This is a genomic window from Aliivibrio sp. SR45-2 (assembly GCF_963890165.1).
Taxonomy (GTDB): domain Bacteria; phylum Pseudomonadota; class Gammaproteobacteria; order Enterobacterales; family Vibrionaceae; genus Aliivibrio; species Aliivibrio salmonicida.
This window is the reverse complement of record NZ_CAWPRC010000088.1, coordinates 13503-29093: the sequence shown is the minus strand read 5'-3', so window position 1 is coordinate 29093 and position 15591 is coordinate 13503. Positions and strand designations below refer to the sequence as shown.

Genomic DNA, 15591 nt, shown 5'->3' with positions numbered 1-15591 from the left:
TTATTCTGCTGTTTCTTTATTAATTAGACGTAAGACGGCATTAGCAGCTTGTTTATCTGCATCTTTTTTAATCCACTGGTGCATCTCTGTAAATGTATCGATCAATTCGCTGTTATCTTGGCTTAATACTTTTTCCATCGCAGGGTATAGAAAATCAGGATGACACTCTTCTTGAATAAACTCTTGAACCAATTCCTTTCCTGCTAACACATTAGGCAATGAAACAAATTCGGTGATAGAGAGTTTTTGCGCAATCCATCCGGTTAATTTATTCACTTGGTAACCAACAACCATTGGTCTTTTAATTAGCATACATTCAAGTGCTACTGTACCAGAAGCCAATAAAACAGAATCTGCGGCAGTCATTACATTACGAGCGGTATCTTGAATGATAATAAATTCAAGTTCAGGAGCCGTTTCTTTCCAAATTACTTCAAATTGCTCACGACGTTTTTCATTCACGGCCGCCACAACAAACCCCATATTAGGGTGTTTTTGATGTATTCTCTGACACGTCTCTATAAACGGTTTTGCGATTAATGCCACTTCACCACCACGGCTCCCAGGTAATACCGCTAACCATTGGCGATCTAATTCTAGACCCAACAATTTACGAGCCGCTATTTTATCACTCTGCATTGGGATCGCATCTGCCAATGTATGACCAATAAATTCACAAGCCACATTGTATTTATCATAAAATGCTTTTTCAAACGGTAAAAAGGCGAGAACTAAATCGGTTGCGGCATCGATTTTAAAAATACGCTTTGGACGCCAAGCCCAAACAGAAGGACTCACATAATGAACGGTTTTGATACCCGAATCTTTCAACGTTTTCTCTAAACGTAAGTTAAAATCAGGCGCATCAATACCAATAAAAACATCCGGTGGATTTTGAGAAAAATAACGGACAAGTTCAGCTTTAACTTTTAATAAACGAGGTAAACGCCCAAGAACCTCAACCAAGCCCATTACCGCCAGCTCTTCCATATCAAATAATGACTCACAACCTTGAGCTATCATTTTAGGTCCACCGATCCCTACAAACTCAGCATTAGGATATTGTGCTTTAACCGACTTAATAAAGCCTTCACCTAGCGTGTCACCAGAGAGTTCTCCTGCAACGATACCGATTCGTAATGGTTTGGTCATATTTACTCCAAAATAAAAAAGGCCTACACGAAATAGGCCTTTATAATATGCTTATATAATTATCTAAACGCCATAATTAACGAATAATACCGCGCGTAGATTTTTCAAACAAATCTAAGAAACCTTGAAGAACTGGGAATGCTTCAATTTCTGTCTTTATCTCTTCTTTTGCTTCTTCTAACGTATTACCGTTACGGTAAAGCGCTTTATAAGCACGGCGAATAGCATGAATTTCAGGCTTTTCAAAACCACGGCGCTTTAGCCCTTCGATATTAATACCAAAAGGTTTACAGTGATTTCCTTGTGCCATAACAAAAGGAGGAACGTCTTGAACAACAACCGATGCACCGCCAATAAAGCTATGAGCTCCAACCGTACAGAACTGATGCACTGGAGATAATGCAGAAACAATCGCATAATCTTCAATAGTGACATGGCCAGCTAACGTTGCATTGTTACCCATGATAATGTTACTGCCAACAATACAATCGTGCGCGATATGTACATTCACACAAAGTAAATTGTCATTACCTACGGTTGTTACACCGCGATCTTGAACCGTACCGCGATGGATCTGAACACTTTCACGGATAAAGTTACGGTCACCAACAACGACTTTTGTTGCTTCACCGCCATATTTTTTATCTTGGCTTTCTTCACCAATAATCGCGAATGAAAAAATACGGTTATCTTTGCCGATTATCGTGTCACCTTTGATGACAACATGCGACATTACTTCTGTACCTTCTCCAATAGTTACATTACCTGAAATATAACTAAATGGGCCAACAGATACATTAGCTTCAATAGTCACGTCACCTTCAATAACTGCGGATGGGTGAATTTGAGCCGTTTCATGAATCATAATTAAAACTCTCGTCTCGCACATTTAAGTTCAGCAGAACATACGACAGCGCCATCAACTTTTGCGACACCATTAAATAGAGCAATACCACGACGATCTTTAATGAATTCAACTTCAAGAACAAGCTGATCACCTGGCACTACTGGCTTACGGAATTTTGCTTTATCAATACTAGCAAAATAATACAATTCATTTTCAGCAGGAGCACCAAACGATTTAAACGCTAACAAACCCGTTGCTTGAGCCATAGCTTCAAGAATAAGAACACCGGGAAATATAGGCATTTGAGGGAAGTGACCCGTAAACTGAGGCTCATTAACTGACACGTTTTTAATCGCATGCAAGTACTTTTCTTCTTCAAAGTCGATTACGCGGTCAATTAATAAAAATGGGTAACGGTGAGGCAATAGTGCCTGAATCTCTGTAATCGTTAGTGTTTTATTTTCACGAGTCAAAATAGTATTCCTGTAAAACAATATCATATCTGAGTAATAGTGTAGCTCAAATAGAGTAATAATAGATAGACAAAGGCCTGCAAAATGCAGACCAATACTTATTAATTAGAATGTTGAAAAACTGAGCTTAATCAACCAGTTTTTTTTCTACCGCTTTCAAACGCTTATTCATATCATCAATTTTATGAACTCGTGTCGCGGTTTTACGCCATTCTTTATTCGGCTGAAGTGGAATACCAGATGAGTACATTCCCTTCTCAGAGATGCCTCTCATTACCATTCCCATGCCAGTAATCGTTACGCCATCTGTGATTTCAATGTGACCGTTAATAACCGAACCGCCACCGATGATGCAATGTTTACCAATTTTCGTGCTGCCGGCAACAATAGTACCACCAGCCATCGCTGAACCAGATCCGATTTGTACGTTATGAGCGATTTGAATGTGATTATCAATAATTACATTACTTTCAATAATCGTATTATCAATCGCACCACGGTCAATTGCTGCATTTGCACCAATTTCCACATTATCACCAATAATAACAGTGCCTAATTGTGGGATCTTAACCCAAGTGCCACGATCGTTTGCATAACCAAAACCATCAGAACCAATAACAGTGCCAGCTTGTACTAAACAGGATTTTCCGATTTCAACTCGATGATAGATTGAAACATTAGCCCAAAGCTTGGTATTTTCACCTATCTTTGCTTCTTGTCCAATAAAACAACCAGAACCAATAATCGCTCCATCTGCAATCACCGCTTTTGACTCAATGACCGCATTGTGACCAATAGCGACCCCTTTACCAATAATTGCATCAGCTGCAATATAAGCTGAAGGGGCGATATCCGTAGCTGGCGCAGGCGTTGTATCCAATGCCTGTGCAGCTAGAGCAAAGCCTAAATATGGGTCTCGCATTATTAATGCATTCGATTGGCAAAATTCAACATCTGCTTCTTTTACTATTACTGCAGATGCTTGGCACTCAGCTAACTGCTTACGATATTTTGCATTCGAAAGAAACGTAATGTCTCCTTCTCTTGCTTTATTCATCGAAGCAATCGAATGTACAATAACATCACCGTTACCATGAACGGTTGCACCTAATTTTTCTGCCAATTTAGCAAGCGTAATACGAGTCATATTCAACCTTATTTAATTGCTTTGATTACTTTTTCTGATAGGTTGTCTTCAGGTTGTGCCCAAAGTAGAGTTGCTGCATCAACAACCATATCGTAGCCTTCTTTGTTTGCTACTTTTTCAACAGTTTGTTGAACTTGCATGATTAGTTTCTGACGCTCTTCGCCTTGACGACGACGATTATCTTCATCTAATGCTTGAGCCTTCAGTTTATAATCTGATTGCAAAGACGCAATTTCACGCTCAAGTTTTGTTTTACCTGAATTACCAAGTAGCTCACCATCACGTTTAATCGTTTCTACTTTATCTTTGATTTTTGACTCTAAGCCACGAAGCTCATCGATACGATCTTTAAATTCGGCACGAAGCTTTTCTGAAATAGCTTCACGTTGTGGCATTTGCTGAACAATTTGAGCCATGTTTACATAACCAATTTTCGTTGCTGCTTCTGCTGCATTAGCGAAAAAAGAACCACTTAACAAAACGGTGCCTAAAGCGGCTGCTTTTACCAACTTATTCAAAATCATACCCTTATTTAATTATTGTAGTATCTACTATAGATAACATTTACATTAACACTTTTCTATTAGAGCATTCAATGCTTAGAAAGTTCGCCCGATGGTAAAACTGAAGAATTCTTCATCATCACCTTCATAAATCTTCACTGGTTTCGCAACTGAGAATACTAACGGCCCCATTGGTGACATCCATTGTAGTGCTGCACCATAAGATGAACGGAAATTCGTTGGGTCAGAGTAATCATAATAATACTGAGCGCCGTCCATACCCGGTTTTGGATCTTTATAATCAAATTCCGTATCCCACACACTTGCCATATCAAAGAAAACACTGGTACGTATTTGACCTTGAGCTTCTTCACTTGCAAATGGGGTTGGTACAATTAGCTCAATACTTGCTAATGCGGTTGCATTACCACCAACAGAATCATCTGTTGCTTTATAATTAGGGTTATTCCCTACTGAGTTTTCATTATAAACCGCTTTTGGTCCTGCTGAGTTTGAACCAAAACCACGCAACGTTGTAAAACCACCTGCGTAAAAGTTCTCATAGAATGGATACAGGTTATCGTTACCGTCGGTCTGTCCATAACCATTACCATAGCCAACTTTACCACGCATTAATAAAGCGAACTCGTGCTTCTTAGTTAATGGGAAATATTGACGAGCTTCATATTGTGCTTTAAAGAACTGAGAATCTGAGTTTGGTGTTGTTATTTTATAAGAAGCACGTTGGTAGTTACCTGCTGTAGGGAAATACCCTTTGTTCAAGTTATTACGCGTCCACGATAACGTTACATCAAAATCACTAACAATCAGTGTTTGATCGGCTTCATCATAAGCTTCACCAACCGAATTCAAGTATTGTTCAATCTGCATATACATTTCAAGATTAGAGATCTTGTTATGCGTATAACCAACACCAATTTCAAAGTAGTTTAATTCATCAAATGGGAAACCCCACGTTAAATTACCACCGTAACTTTGGTTGGTATAATCGACGATACCAGCATCAGAGGCTTCAAATTCATTATAGAAAATCTTACCACCAAGACTGACACCATCTAAGTTCCAGTAAGGGTCACGATAATCTAAACTGATGTTCTTTTGATAATCGTTCATCATGGCATTGATACCAACACGGTTACCAGAACCAATGAAGTTATCTTGCTGCAGACCAACTTGGAAGCTTACGCCTGATTCAGTACCATAACCAACACCAAAGTTAACACTTCCTGAGTTCGCTTCTTTAACTGAATAAATTAAATCAACTTGATCATCAGAGCCAGGAACACGTACGGTTTGAACATCGACAGTTTCAAAGAAACCTAGACGGTTCAAACGTGCTTTACCCGTTTCAATAGATTTAGAGTTTAACCAACTGCTTTCCATCTGGCGCATTTCACGTCGTAATACTTCATCTTTTGTTGATGTGTTACCAACAAATTTAATATCACGCACATATATGCGATTACCAGCTTCAACATTTATAGCCAAAGATACGGTCTGATTCTCATCATCAAATTCAGGTATAGTTCGAACTTTAGGGTATGCATAACCCGCTTCACCTAGAATACGCTTTACACTTTCTTCTAAGCGCGTAACTGCTGAGCCGTTATAAACATCACCATCCTCAAAAGTAACCAGTTTTTCAAACTCTTCTTTTTTACCAATAAGGTCGCCTTGGAATTTAACGCCATTGACAGTATAAGCTTCACCTTCTTTTACGGTTAAAGCGATATACACACCTTTTTTATCAGGAGAGATTGAGACTTGTGTTGAGTCTACTTGGAATTTTAAGTAACCACGATCAAGGTAATATGAACGTAATGCTTCAATATCACCCGCTAAAACCTGCTTCTGATACTTTTCATCCGCTAAAAAGTTCCACCAAGCAACATCAACATTTAGATTAAAACGGCTTAATAGCTGCTCATCAGTAAATACTTCATTTCCAATAAAATTAATTTGTTGAATTTTAGCGGAAACACCTTCAGTAAACACAAATTTTAAATCAGCACGATTTCGAGGTAATGGAGTAACAATGGCGTGCACTGTTGCATTGTATTTACCAACACTATAGTAGAAGTCTTCTAAGCCTTTCTCTATGTTACTTAATGTTGTTCTATCTAAAGCCTCACCTACTCGAACAGAAGACGCTTCTAAATTTTGTTGTAATTGCTCTTCTTTAATTGCTTTATTTCCAGAAAAGGAAATATTAGCAATCGTCGGACGCTCAGTTACTCGAATGAGTAACGTGCTCCCATCACGAAATACTTTTACATCTTCAAAGTTACCCGAGGCAAATAGAGCTTTAATTACCTGAGATACATCTTGTTGGCTCATACTATCGCCAACACGGACTGGTGTTTTTAAAAGCGCAGCACCTAATGCTACACGCTGCAATCCCTCAAAGCGTATATCATCAATTACAAATGTTTCTGCGCTTTGTGCTGCTACACTGCTAAAAAGCAATGTAGCAATCAACAATTTTTTCATCGCCATAATACGTCTAATTATTCCTTGCTACTGCTTAAAGGCGCATAAAGTCGTTAAATAATGCAACAGCCATTAAAGACATAATAAGTGCTGTTCCTACTTTATAACCGATTTCTTGAACTCTTTCTGGTACGGGTTTACGTGTAATTCCCTCGATAGCAAAAAACAGTAAATGACCGCCATCCAATACCGGAAGAGGTAATAAATTGATAATACCTAAATTTACGCTAATTAAGGCTAAAAATCCTAAAAATGAAACAATACCATAATCCGCGGTGGCCCCTGCTCCTTTTGCTATAGAAATAGGACCACTTAGGTTGTTTAAAGCGACATCACCCGTGAATAACTTCTTAGTCATGGTTAATGTTAAATCTATAATATTGCCAGTTTTTATCATTGCTTTTTCTAACGCAACAATTGGACCATATTGTTTTTCATAACGATATCCTTCAGGCCACCCTTTAAACTCAGGTGAAACACCGGCAAAACCGATTAATTTACCTTCCGAATCCTCGCGGCTATCTGGTGTTAACGTCAATGTCGTATCAATGCCATCACGAATAACAACAATTGACATTGGCGCACTAGGATTGCCTTGAATTTCATCCACCATTTGCTGCCATTTGGATAATTCTTTACCGTTCACTGAAGAAAGAATATCCCCAATTAACATTCCAGAACGACTCGCGGCACTATTATCACTAATATTAGCTATCGTTAATGTTACTTCTGGTCGGTAAGGTCTAAAACCCAACGTTAGCATTGGTGAATCTTTTTCAGGATCGAATTTCCATGACGATAGATCCAAACGCTTAGTTACATCAACATCAATATTATCGCTGTCACTATAAGTTACCGTCATTGATTCATCACCAATATGAGAAACAATCGCCATATTAACCGATTCCCAATCCGAGGTTTTGATTCCTGAAATGGCTTTTAGTTCCACTCCAGATTCAATTCCTGCTTGAGAAAATATAGAGTCGTTTTCAACAGAACCAACTACTGGCTTTAATGCAGTCACCCCGATCATGAAAGCTAACCAACAAGCAAAAACGGCAAAAATAAAGTTAGCAATAGGACCCGCAGCAACAATTGCACTTCGTTGCCATAACGGACGATTATTAAATGCGTGTTTTTTTAATTCTTCAGGGACGTCATCGACTCGCTCATCCAGCATCTTCACATATCCACCTAAAGGGATCATTGAAATGCTGTATTCTGTACCGTCTTTGCCTTTTCTACTCCAAATAGATTTACCAAATCCAATAGAGAATTTTTCAACAATAACGCCACAGCGGCGAGCTACCCAGAAATGGCCATACTCATGCACGGCAACCAAAATACCGAGAGCAATGATAAACGATGCTAAATTCCAAAGTAGTTCTGACATAGTTAAACCTTTTTAAGAGCCTCATCGGCATAATTACGCGCCATTCTATCTAGGTCGATCAGGCTTTCCAAGCTATCTAGCTCAAGGTTTTGGAAGTTTGCACATACTTTGTTCAAAACCTGCTCATTAATTCGAGTGATATCCGTAAAACCAATTTCATTGTTTAAAAATGCAGCAACCGACTGTTCATTTGCCGCATTTAATCCCGTTGTCGCATGCTGACCTGAGTAACACGCATCAATAGCTAATTTCAAGCAAGGGTAACGAGAGTAATCTGGCTCTAAAAAGGAAAGCTCTCCAATTTTAGTGAAATCAAGAGGTTCAACACCTGAACTAATACGCTCAGGGTAAGACATTGTACACGCTATTGGTGTTCTCATGTCTGGCAGTCCCATTTGAGCTAATACAGAACCGTCTTTATATTGGACCATAGAATGAATAACAGATTGAGGATGAATAATTACTTTTAGTTGCTCTTTTGTTGTGTTGAATAACCAACGAGCTTCAATGTACTCTAATCCTTTATTCATCATCGTTGCTGAATCAACGGATATTTTAGGCCCCATAGACCAATTAGGATGAGCAATTGCCATTTCTGGCGTCACTGACACTAATTCTGAAATATCAGTATATCGAAATGGACCACCAGAACCGGTTAATAAAATAGAACTCACACCATGAGCATCTAAATCACAACGCCCTAATTTCCTTTGAATTGATTCTGGTAAACATTGAAATATAGCATTGTGTTCACTATCAACAGGGAGTAATTCGGCCCCATATTTTTCAACAGCATCAATAAATAATTGACCCGACATCACCAACGCTTCTTTATTCGCTAATAGAATACGTTTGCCCGCTTTAACAGCAGACATGGTCGGTAGTAAGCCAGCAGCACCGACAATAGCAGCCATAACAGTATCAACTTCATCAAGTTGAGCAATATGGCATAGACCTTCTTCTCCAGAAAAAACGTCAGTTCTTATCGAGTTTGATTTTAGTTGGCGTTGAAGAGCTAAAGCAGAGATTGGATCGGCCATCGCCGCATATTTAGGTTGCCACTCACAACATAGTTCAAACATCTTTTGTACATTTGAACCCGCCCCGAGAGCAACGATTTCAAATTGATGTGAATTTTGTTTTGCGACTGAAAGTGTACTACTACCAATAGAGCCTGTAGCCCCAAGAACGGTTAACTTGCGCATAATGAAGTGACCATGATGAAAGTAAGAAAGAAAAGCGGCAGATCATACTATCTGCCGCATTAAACCTATCATTTTTTATGTCGCTCTACGTAAAGAGCTGAAGAATGACTAAAAGAGATATAAAAATGCGAATACAGGAAAGGCAGCCGTTAAACTATCAATACGGTCTAAAATACCACCGTGCCCAGGAATGATAGTTCCACTATCTTTAATACCAGATGCTCGTTTAAACATACTTTCAACGAGATCACCAAGTACTGAAATAATGATGGTAGCAATAAAAATACCTAACATCGCAGCGGTACTATCAAATTTGATCTCAAAAGCGCTTGCCGCTCCCCAACCAATAATAATTGCTGTGATGATCCCGCCAATTAAACCTTCGATCGTTTTATTTGGACTAACTGCAGGCGACATTTTTCGTTTACCAAATGTTTTTCCAGCAAAATAAGCGCCACTATCGGCTGCCCATACAAGCAGGCAAACTAACAGCACGAGTTTTGCCCCATAATAACTATCAAACGCATAGTTATCAGCACGAAGTAATAAAATACTCCATAAGAATGGGATCATCGTTAGCCAACCAAAAAGATGTTTTAAAAGTAGATTGTTTTGCCACATTTTTTTGCTGCTAGGAAAGGTAAGCACTAAGCCTGAAGCGATCAACCACCAAATCGAACCAACTAAGAGCATCATATAATGACTATCCGATGGGATTGCTAACTCAAGCGTTGAAGTAGGGAGAAATACCAATGAAGCCGCTAATGCAGCAATTGAAGGAATAATAGCTATATAACGAGATTTTGACTCAGTAAATTGAGTCCACTCCCAAAAACCAATCAGTGTAATGACCGTAATCGCGATTAAAAAACCTTGCATTGGCAGCATGAAAATACCGGCAATAACTAGAGGAGCTAAAATAAGGGCTGTAATTATACGCTGTTTCAAACTTTATCGATCCTTTTCGTTCATAAGAGCTTGGATTTGCTCACCGGTACAACCAAATCGTCTTTCTCGACTAACAAACCAAGCAACTGCATTCGCTAAGCTTTGTTCATTAAAATCAGGCCAATATTGGTCAGTGAAGTAAAACTCAGCATAAGCCATCTGCCATAACATAAAGTTACTGATCCGGCATTCACCACTGGTTCTTATCATCAAATCCACATCAGGCAAATCTGACATCGTCAGTTTCGAAGCGATCAATGCTTCGTTAATATTATCTGCCTGTAAATTACCTTGCTCAACTTGATAAGCAAGACGCTGCACTGCTTGGGTAATATCCCATTTCCCACCATAATTAGCCGCAATATTTAACACTAAACCTGAATTTTCAAGTGTTAATGCTTCTGCTTCTAAAATCTTCTTTTGAAGACGAGAGCTAAATTGAGAGGTATTACCTATAACACGCAACTGAATATTATTTTTATGAAGACGTTTTACTTCACGGGAAAGTACCGTGATAAACAACTCCATGAGAACACTTACTTCTTCTTCTGGACGACGCCAATTCTCACTGCTAAAAGCAAACAGAGTAATGGCATTAATCCCTAACTTACTGGCCGCTGATATGGTTTTTCTTACCGCATCAACCCCAGCCTTATGACCAAATACACGAGGTTTACCCTGAGCTTTTGCCCAGCGCCCATTACCATCCATAATTACCGCAATGTGTTTTGGCAATATATCTAATGATAAGGCTTCTGTGTGAATGTGATTGGTCATATAACTCCCTTAAAAATAAAAGCGCTGATGTCTGCACATAGCGCTTCTTACAGTGTTCATCGCCGTCATCATACCACTAAAAATAGATAAAAATCAGCCTGAACTATGAGTAATAAAAGTAAATTATACTTCCATTAACTCTTTTTCTTTAACAGCAAGTACATCATCAATATTTTTAACTGCGATGTCTGTTAGTTTTTGAATCTCGTCTTGTGTTCTACGATCATCATCTTCCGAGATTTCTTTATCTTTAAGAAGCGCTTTAATATCACCGTTTGCATCACGACGAATATTACGAACGGCAACACGACCATTCTCAGCTTCACCACGTACAATCTTAACAAGACTTTTACGACGTTCTTCAGTTAATGGTGGAAGTGGTACACGAATTACCGTACCCGCAGACATAGGGTTTAAACCCAGATCAGACATCATGATCGCTTTTTCAACAAGACCAGCAAGCTCTTTGTCAAAAACAGTAATTGCAAGAGTACGAGAATCTTCAGCAATGATGTTAGCTACTTGGTTGATTGGTGTTCTTGCACCATAATACTCAACACTAAGACCAGATAGAAGGCTTGGGTGAGCACGACCTGTACGAATTTTTAACAGGTTATTTTTCAGTGCTTCTACGCTTTTTTCCATACGCTCTTGAGCGTCTTTTTTAATTTCGTTAATCACAACTTCACCTTAAATGTTATTTTATTACAGACAATTATTCAGCACTGCTGATTAAAGTACCTTCTGCCTCACCCATTACTACACGACGTAATGCACCAGGTTTGTTCATATTGAACACACGAATTGGCATTTTGTGGTCACGAGCAAGAGTAAACGCTGCTAAGTCCATAACTTTTAATTCTTTTTCAAGAACTGTGTTGTAATCAAGTTTATCATATAATTCTGCATCAGGGTTAGATACTGGGTCAGCAGTGTATACGCCATCAACTTTGGTTGCTTTTAATACAACATCAGCTTCGATTTCAATACCACGTAAACACGCAGCTGAATCTGTCGTAAAGAATGGGTTGCCTGTGCCAGCAGAGAAAATCACTACACGGCCTTGACGAAGTTGAGCGATAGCGTCAGCCCAGTTGTAATCGTCACACACACCTTTTAGAGGAATCGCAGACATAACACGAGCATTAACATAAGCACGATGAAGCGCATCACGCATAGCAAGGCCATTCATTACCGTTGCTAGCATACCCATGTGGTCACCAACAACACGATTCATGCCTGCTTCAGCCAGACCGGCTCCGCGGAAAAGATTACCGCCACCAATAACAACACCAACTTGAACACCAAGTTCAATCAGTTCTTTTACTTCCTGAGCCATACGCTCAAGAGTTGCAGGGTCAATACCAAAACCCTCTTCGCCTTGAAGTGCTTCACCACTAAGTTTTAATAGAATACGCTGATATACTGGTTTCGGGTTCGTCGTCATGGTTCTTACCTTTTCACTAAGAGTTGTCGAAATAACTGTAACCTTTTGATATTAAATAAAAAACAACAAAAAGTTACAACTATCATTTACCTATTGATTAAATCTTTATGTCGCATTCACAAAAAGACCGCAGCAAAGCCACGGTCTCTTTTTTCAACAATACGTAAGGATTAACCTTTTTGTACTGCTGCTACTTCGTCAGCAAAGCTCATTTCAGCCGCTTTCTCGATACCTTCACCAACTTCTAAACGTACGAAGTTAGATACTGATGCGCCTTTTTCTTTAAGAATGTCAGCAACAGTTTTCTTAGGTTCCATGATGAAAGCTTGACCTGTTAGAGAAACTTCGCCTGTGAATTTCTTCATACGGCCGATAACCATTTTCTCTGCGATTTCTTGAGGCTTGCCTTCGTTCATAGCGATTTCTACTTGAACTGCTTTTTCTTTTTCTACAACTTCAGCTGGTACGTCAGATGGGTTAACGTATTCAGGCTTAGAAGCAGCAACGTGCATAGCGATGTGCTTAAGTGTTTCAGCATCGCCTTCACCAGCAATAACAACACCGATTTTCTCGCCGTGACGGTAAGAAGCTAGTGCAACGCCTTCAACTAGTTGAACGCGACGGATGCTGATGTTTTCGCCAATTTTAGTAACTAGAGCGATACGAGCATCTTCAAATTTAGCTTGAAGAGCAACGATGTCGTTTAGACGTTCTGCTAGAGCAACTTCTGCAACTTCGTTAGCAAATGCTAGGAAACCAGAATCTTTAGCTACGAAATCAGTTTGACAGTTAACTTCAAGAAGAACGGCTACGCCAGCTTCTTCTTTAATGATGATTGTGCCTTCAGCAGCAATGTTGCCTGCTTTTTTAGCCGCTTTTGCTGCGCCAGATTTACGCATATTTTCAATTGCTAATTCGATGTCGCCTTCAGCTTCAACAAGTGCTTTTTTACACTCCATCATGCCAGCAGCAGTACGTTCACGAAGTTCTTTAACTAGAGCAGCAGTTACAGTTGCCATTCTCAATTCCTCAATATAAATAGATTTAAAGTTAAAAATCAGGGGCCAAATTGGGCCCCTGCTAACTATTTTTAGTTTACTACGAAACTAAAAGACTCACTAGGAGCAAATAATAATTCGACGAGTCGAAAATTACTCAGCTTCTACGAAACCGTCTTTTTCAGCTACAGCAGCTGCAACGTCTTGGTTACGACCAGACTTTACAGAATCAGCAGCAGCGTTCAGGTAAAGTTGGATAGCGCGGATTGCGTCATCGTTACCTGGGATAATGTAGTCAACGCCATCTGGGTTTGAGTTAGTATCAACAACAGCAAATACTGGGATACCTAGGTTGTTTGCTTCTTTAACTGCAATGTGCTCGTGATCAGCATCGATAACAAATAACGCGTCTGGAAGACCGTTCATGTTTTTGATACCACCTAGAGATTTCTCTAGTTTTTCCATGCTACGCGTACGCATTAGCGCTTCTTTCTTAGTGATTTGCTCGAAAGTACCATCTTGAGCTTGCACTTCGTATTCTTTTAAACGCTTGATAGATTGGCGAACAGTTTTAAAGTTAGTAAGCATGCCGCCTAACCAACGGTTGTTCACGTAGTACTGGTCACTGTTGATTGCAGCTTCTTTAACAGCTTCAGATGCAGCGCGCTTAGTACCAACAAAAAGAACTTTACCTTTTTTGTTACCGATTTTAGCAAGTTCTGCTAAAGCTTCGTTGAACATTGGTACAGTTTTTTCTAAGTTGATGATATGAACTTTATTACGAGCACCAAAGATGAATGGCTTCATTTTTGGGTTCCAGTAACGAGTTTGGTGACCGAAGTGAACACCAGCTTTAAGCATATCGCGCATTGATACAGTTGCCATTTGAGAATTCCTCTGTTAGTGGGGTTAAGCCTCCACATATCCCGCTAATAATCCGACCCTAACTAATTGATTAAATAATCAAAAAATTGAGCACCCCAGACTGCGTGACGATATGTGTGTGATTTAAGATAAAAGTATGTGGATTTGGTAAGCCATTGCATCAAACAATAGTTAACCAATCCGGCGCGCTTTATATCATAAAAACGTTGTTAAAATCTACTACTTTCAATAAATTCATTCATAACCAGACAAAAATTAGGTATTACTTTTCATCCCACTCATGTTGAAAGATAAACACAGCCTAGGTAAACTAAGAACAATTATCGTTTAAACTAGAACGATTTATTCTAGATAGAGAAAAGCTCATGTCAGTAAATATTAAAAACGCAGAAGAAATTGAAAAAATGCGCGTTGCCGGCCGATTAGCCGCCGAAGTACTTGAAATGATTGAACCCTTTATAAAGGTTGGGGTTACAACAGAAGAACTTGATCAAATTTGCCATAAGCACATTACTGAAGTCCAAGGCGCAATACCGGCACCTTTAAACTATCATGGTTTTCCTAAGTCTATCTGTACTTCAATTAATCACATTGTTTGTCACGGTATTCCAGCGACGAAAGACGAAATCTATAACGGTTTCGTAAAACCAGCGATTTTAAAAAATGGCGATATTATTAACCTTGATATTACCGTGATCAAAGATGGCTACCATGGCGATACTTCAAAAATGTTCCTAGTTGGCGATGTAAGCCCAATGGACAAGCGTTTATGTTTAATCGCACAAGAAAGCTTGTATATCGCAATGAAAAAAGTAAAACCTGGTATTAAATTAGGTGAGATTGGTACTGCGATTCAAAAATACATTAAGGGCGCAACACCTAAATGTTCAATTGTTCGTGATTATTGCGGCCATGGCATTGGTTCTCAATTCCACGAAGAACCACAAGTGGTTCATTACAAAAACAATGACCGTACTATGCTAAAAGCTGGCATGACGTTTACGATTGAACCAATGATTAATGCTGGTAAATTTGGTTGTCTTCAAGACGATAACGATGGTTGGACGGTGTATACTGGTGACGGTAAAAACACAGCACAATGGGAACACACAATATTAGTAACCGAAACGGGTTGTGAGGTGCTTACTCTTCGTGCGGAAGAAACGATTCCTCGTCATATGAACAACAAATAATCATTAAATAAACAGAAGGCCTCGGTCTTCTGTTTTCATATCAAACTCATTAATAATGATATTTTATTTATTATACTTAAGAGTACGTCAGAAATTGTGATAGCGTTTTTTC

15 protein-coding genes are annotated in these 15591 nt (G+C 39.1%); 1 reads left to right on the top strand and 14 read right to left on the bottom strand.

Translation table 11 applies throughout. The features are described from left to right. The 14 genes from lpxB to rpsB all read right to left on the bottom strand — a co-directional run bounded on the left by lpxB (position 1) and on the right by rpsB (position 14286). Entirely contained in the window at positions 1 to 1152 is a 1152-nt protein-coding gene (gene lpxB, locus AACV33_RS03985) for a lipid-A-disaccharide synthase (protein ID WP_182699909.1), read from the bottom strand. Positions 1153 to 1228: 76 nt separating this feature from the next. Further along, on the bottom strand, positions 1229 to 2017 hold the full coding sequence (gene lpxA / locus AACV33_RS03980; RefSeq protein WP_012550903.1) for an acyl-ACP--UDP-N-acetylglucosamine O-acyltransferase: 789 nt from the start codon (positions 2015 to 2017) through the stop codon (positions 1229 to 1231). 2 nt (positions 2018 to 2019) lie between these two features. Then, positions 2020 to 2472 (bottom strand): 3-hydroxyacyl-ACP dehydratase FabZ, encoded by a 453-nt coding sequence (gene fabZ / locus AACV33_RS03975; protein ID WP_026025362.1) that lies wholly within the window; start codon positions 2470 to 2472, stop codon positions 2020 to 2022. Positions 2473 to 2599: 127 nt separating this feature from the next. After that, positions 2600 to 3619: a UDP-3-O-(3-hydroxymyristoyl)glucosamine N-acyltransferase gene (gene lpxD, locus AACV33_RS03970; RefSeq protein WP_012550905.1), complete on the bottom strand. Its 1020-nt coding sequence runs from the start codon at positions 3617 to 3619 to the stop codon at positions 2600 to 2602. A gap of 8 nt (positions 3620 to 3627) precedes the next feature. Next, positions 3628 to 4143, bottom strand: a complete 516-nt coding sequence (locus AACV33_RS03965; protein ID WP_017021225.1) for an OmpH family outer membrane protein — start codon at positions 4141 to 4143, stop codon at positions 3628 to 3630. Between the two features lie 75 nt (positions 4144 to 4218). Further along, positions 4219 to 6639: an outer membrane protein assembly factor BamA gene (gene bamA / locus AACV33_RS03960; RefSeq protein ID WP_182699908.1), complete on the bottom strand. Its 2421-nt coding sequence runs from the start codon at positions 6637 to 6639 to the stop codon at positions 4219 to 4221. Between the two features lie 28 nt (positions 6640 to 6667). Then, positions 6668 to 8026, bottom strand: coding sequence for a sigma E protease regulator RseP (gene rseP, locus AACV33_RS03955; RefSeq protein WP_182699907.1), 1359 nt, complete (start codon positions 8024 to 8026; stop codon positions 6668 to 6670). Positions 8027 to 8028: 2 nt separating this feature from the next. Then, on the bottom strand, positions 8029 to 9231 hold the full coding sequence (ispC, locus tag AACV33_RS03950) for a 1-deoxy-D-xylulose-5-phosphate reductoisomerase (RefSeq protein ID WP_012550909.1): 1203 nt from the start codon (positions 9229 to 9231) through the stop codon (positions 8029 to 8031). 108 nt (positions 9232 to 9339) lie between these two features. Next, the gene (locus AACV33_RS03945; protein WP_182699906.1) at positions 9340 to 10179 is read right to left on the bottom strand and encodes a phosphatidate cytidylyltransferase; all 840 of its coding nucleotides are present in this window, start codon (positions 10177 to 10179) and stop codon (positions 9340 to 9342) included. A gap of 3 nt (positions 10180 to 10182) precedes the next feature. Beyond that, positions 10183 to 10944, bottom strand: a complete 762-nt coding sequence (locus AACV33_RS03940; protein WP_026025364.1) for an isoprenyl transferase — start codon at positions 10942 to 10944, stop codon at positions 10183 to 10185. A 135-nt stretch (positions 10945 to 11079) separates the two neighbouring features. Next, positions 11080 to 11637 (bottom strand): ribosome recycling factor, encoded by a 558-nt coding sequence (gene frr / locus AACV33_RS03935; RefSeq protein WP_012550912.1) that lies wholly within the window; start codon positions 11635 to 11637, stop codon positions 11080 to 11082. Between the two features lie 34 nt (positions 11638 to 11671). Then, the gene (gene pyrH / locus AACV33_RS03930; RefSeq protein ID WP_012550913.1) at positions 11672 to 12403 is read right to left on the bottom strand and encodes a UMP kinase; all 732 of its coding nucleotides are present in this window, start codon (positions 12401 to 12403) and stop codon (positions 11672 to 11674) included. Positions 12404 to 12573: 170 nt separating this feature from the next. Further along, positions 12574 to 13422, bottom strand: coding sequence for a translation elongation factor Ts (gene tsf, locus AACV33_RS03925; protein ID WP_017021230.1), 849 nt, complete (start codon positions 13420 to 13422; stop codon positions 12574 to 12576). Positions 13423 to 13554: 132 nt separating this feature from the next. Next, a complete protein-coding gene (rpsB, locus tag AACV33_RS03920; protein ID WP_012550915.1) occupies positions 13555 to 14286 on the bottom strand; it encodes a 30S ribosomal protein S2 in 732 nt (243 codons plus the stop codon). Positions 14287 to 14651: 365 nt separating this feature from the next. Here rpsB and map point away from each other — a divergent pair, with 365 nt between their 5' ends. Then, positions 14652 to 15479 (top strand): type I methionyl aminopeptidase, encoded by an 828-nt coding sequence (gene map / locus AACV33_RS03915; RefSeq protein ID WP_182699905.1) that lies wholly within the window; start codon positions 14652 to 14654, stop codon positions 15477 to 15479. Positions 15480 to 15591 lie beyond the last annotated feature (112 nt).

Coding starts and splice junctions, on each gene's coding strand:
- ispC (WP_012550909.1), bottom strand. CDS start 9,231: ATGCGCAAGTTAACCGTTCTTGGGGCTACAGGCTCTATTGGTAGTAGT.
- lpxA (WP_012550903.1), bottom strand. CDS start 2,017: ATGATTCATGAAACGGCTCAAATTCACCCATCCGCAGTTATTGAAGGT.
- map (WP_182699905.1), top strand. CDS start 14,652: ATGTCAGTAAATATTAAAAACGCAGAAGAAATTGAAAAAATGCGCGTT.
- rseP (WP_182699907.1), bottom strand. CDS start 8,026: ATGTCAGAACTACTTTGGAATTTAGCATCGTTTATCATTGCTCTCGGT.
- rpsB (WP_012550915.1), bottom strand. CDS start 14,286: ATGGCAACTGTATCAATGCGCGATATGCTTAAAGCTGGTGTTCACTTC.
- tsf (WP_017021230.1), bottom strand. CDS start 13,422: ATGGCAACTGTAACTGCTGCTCTAGTTAAAGAACTTCGTGAACGTACT.
- lpxB (WP_182699909.1), bottom strand. CDS start 1,152: ATGACCAAACCATTACGAATCGGTATCGTTGCAGGAGAACTCTCTGGT.
- AACV33_RS03965 (WP_017021225.1), bottom strand. CDS start 4,143: ATGATTTTGAATAAGTTGGTAAAAGCAGCCGCTTTAGGCACCGTTTTG.
- pyrH (WP_012550913.1), bottom strand. CDS start 12,403: ATGACGACGAACCCGAAACCAGTATATCAGCGTATTCTATTAAAACTT.
- bamA (WP_182699908.1), bottom strand. CDS start 6,639: ATGGCGATGAAAAAATTGTTGATTGCTACATTGCTTTTTAGCAGTGTA.
- lpxD (WP_012550905.1), bottom strand. CDS start 3,619: ATGACTCGTATTACGCTTGCTAAATTGGCAGAAAAATTAGGTGCAACC.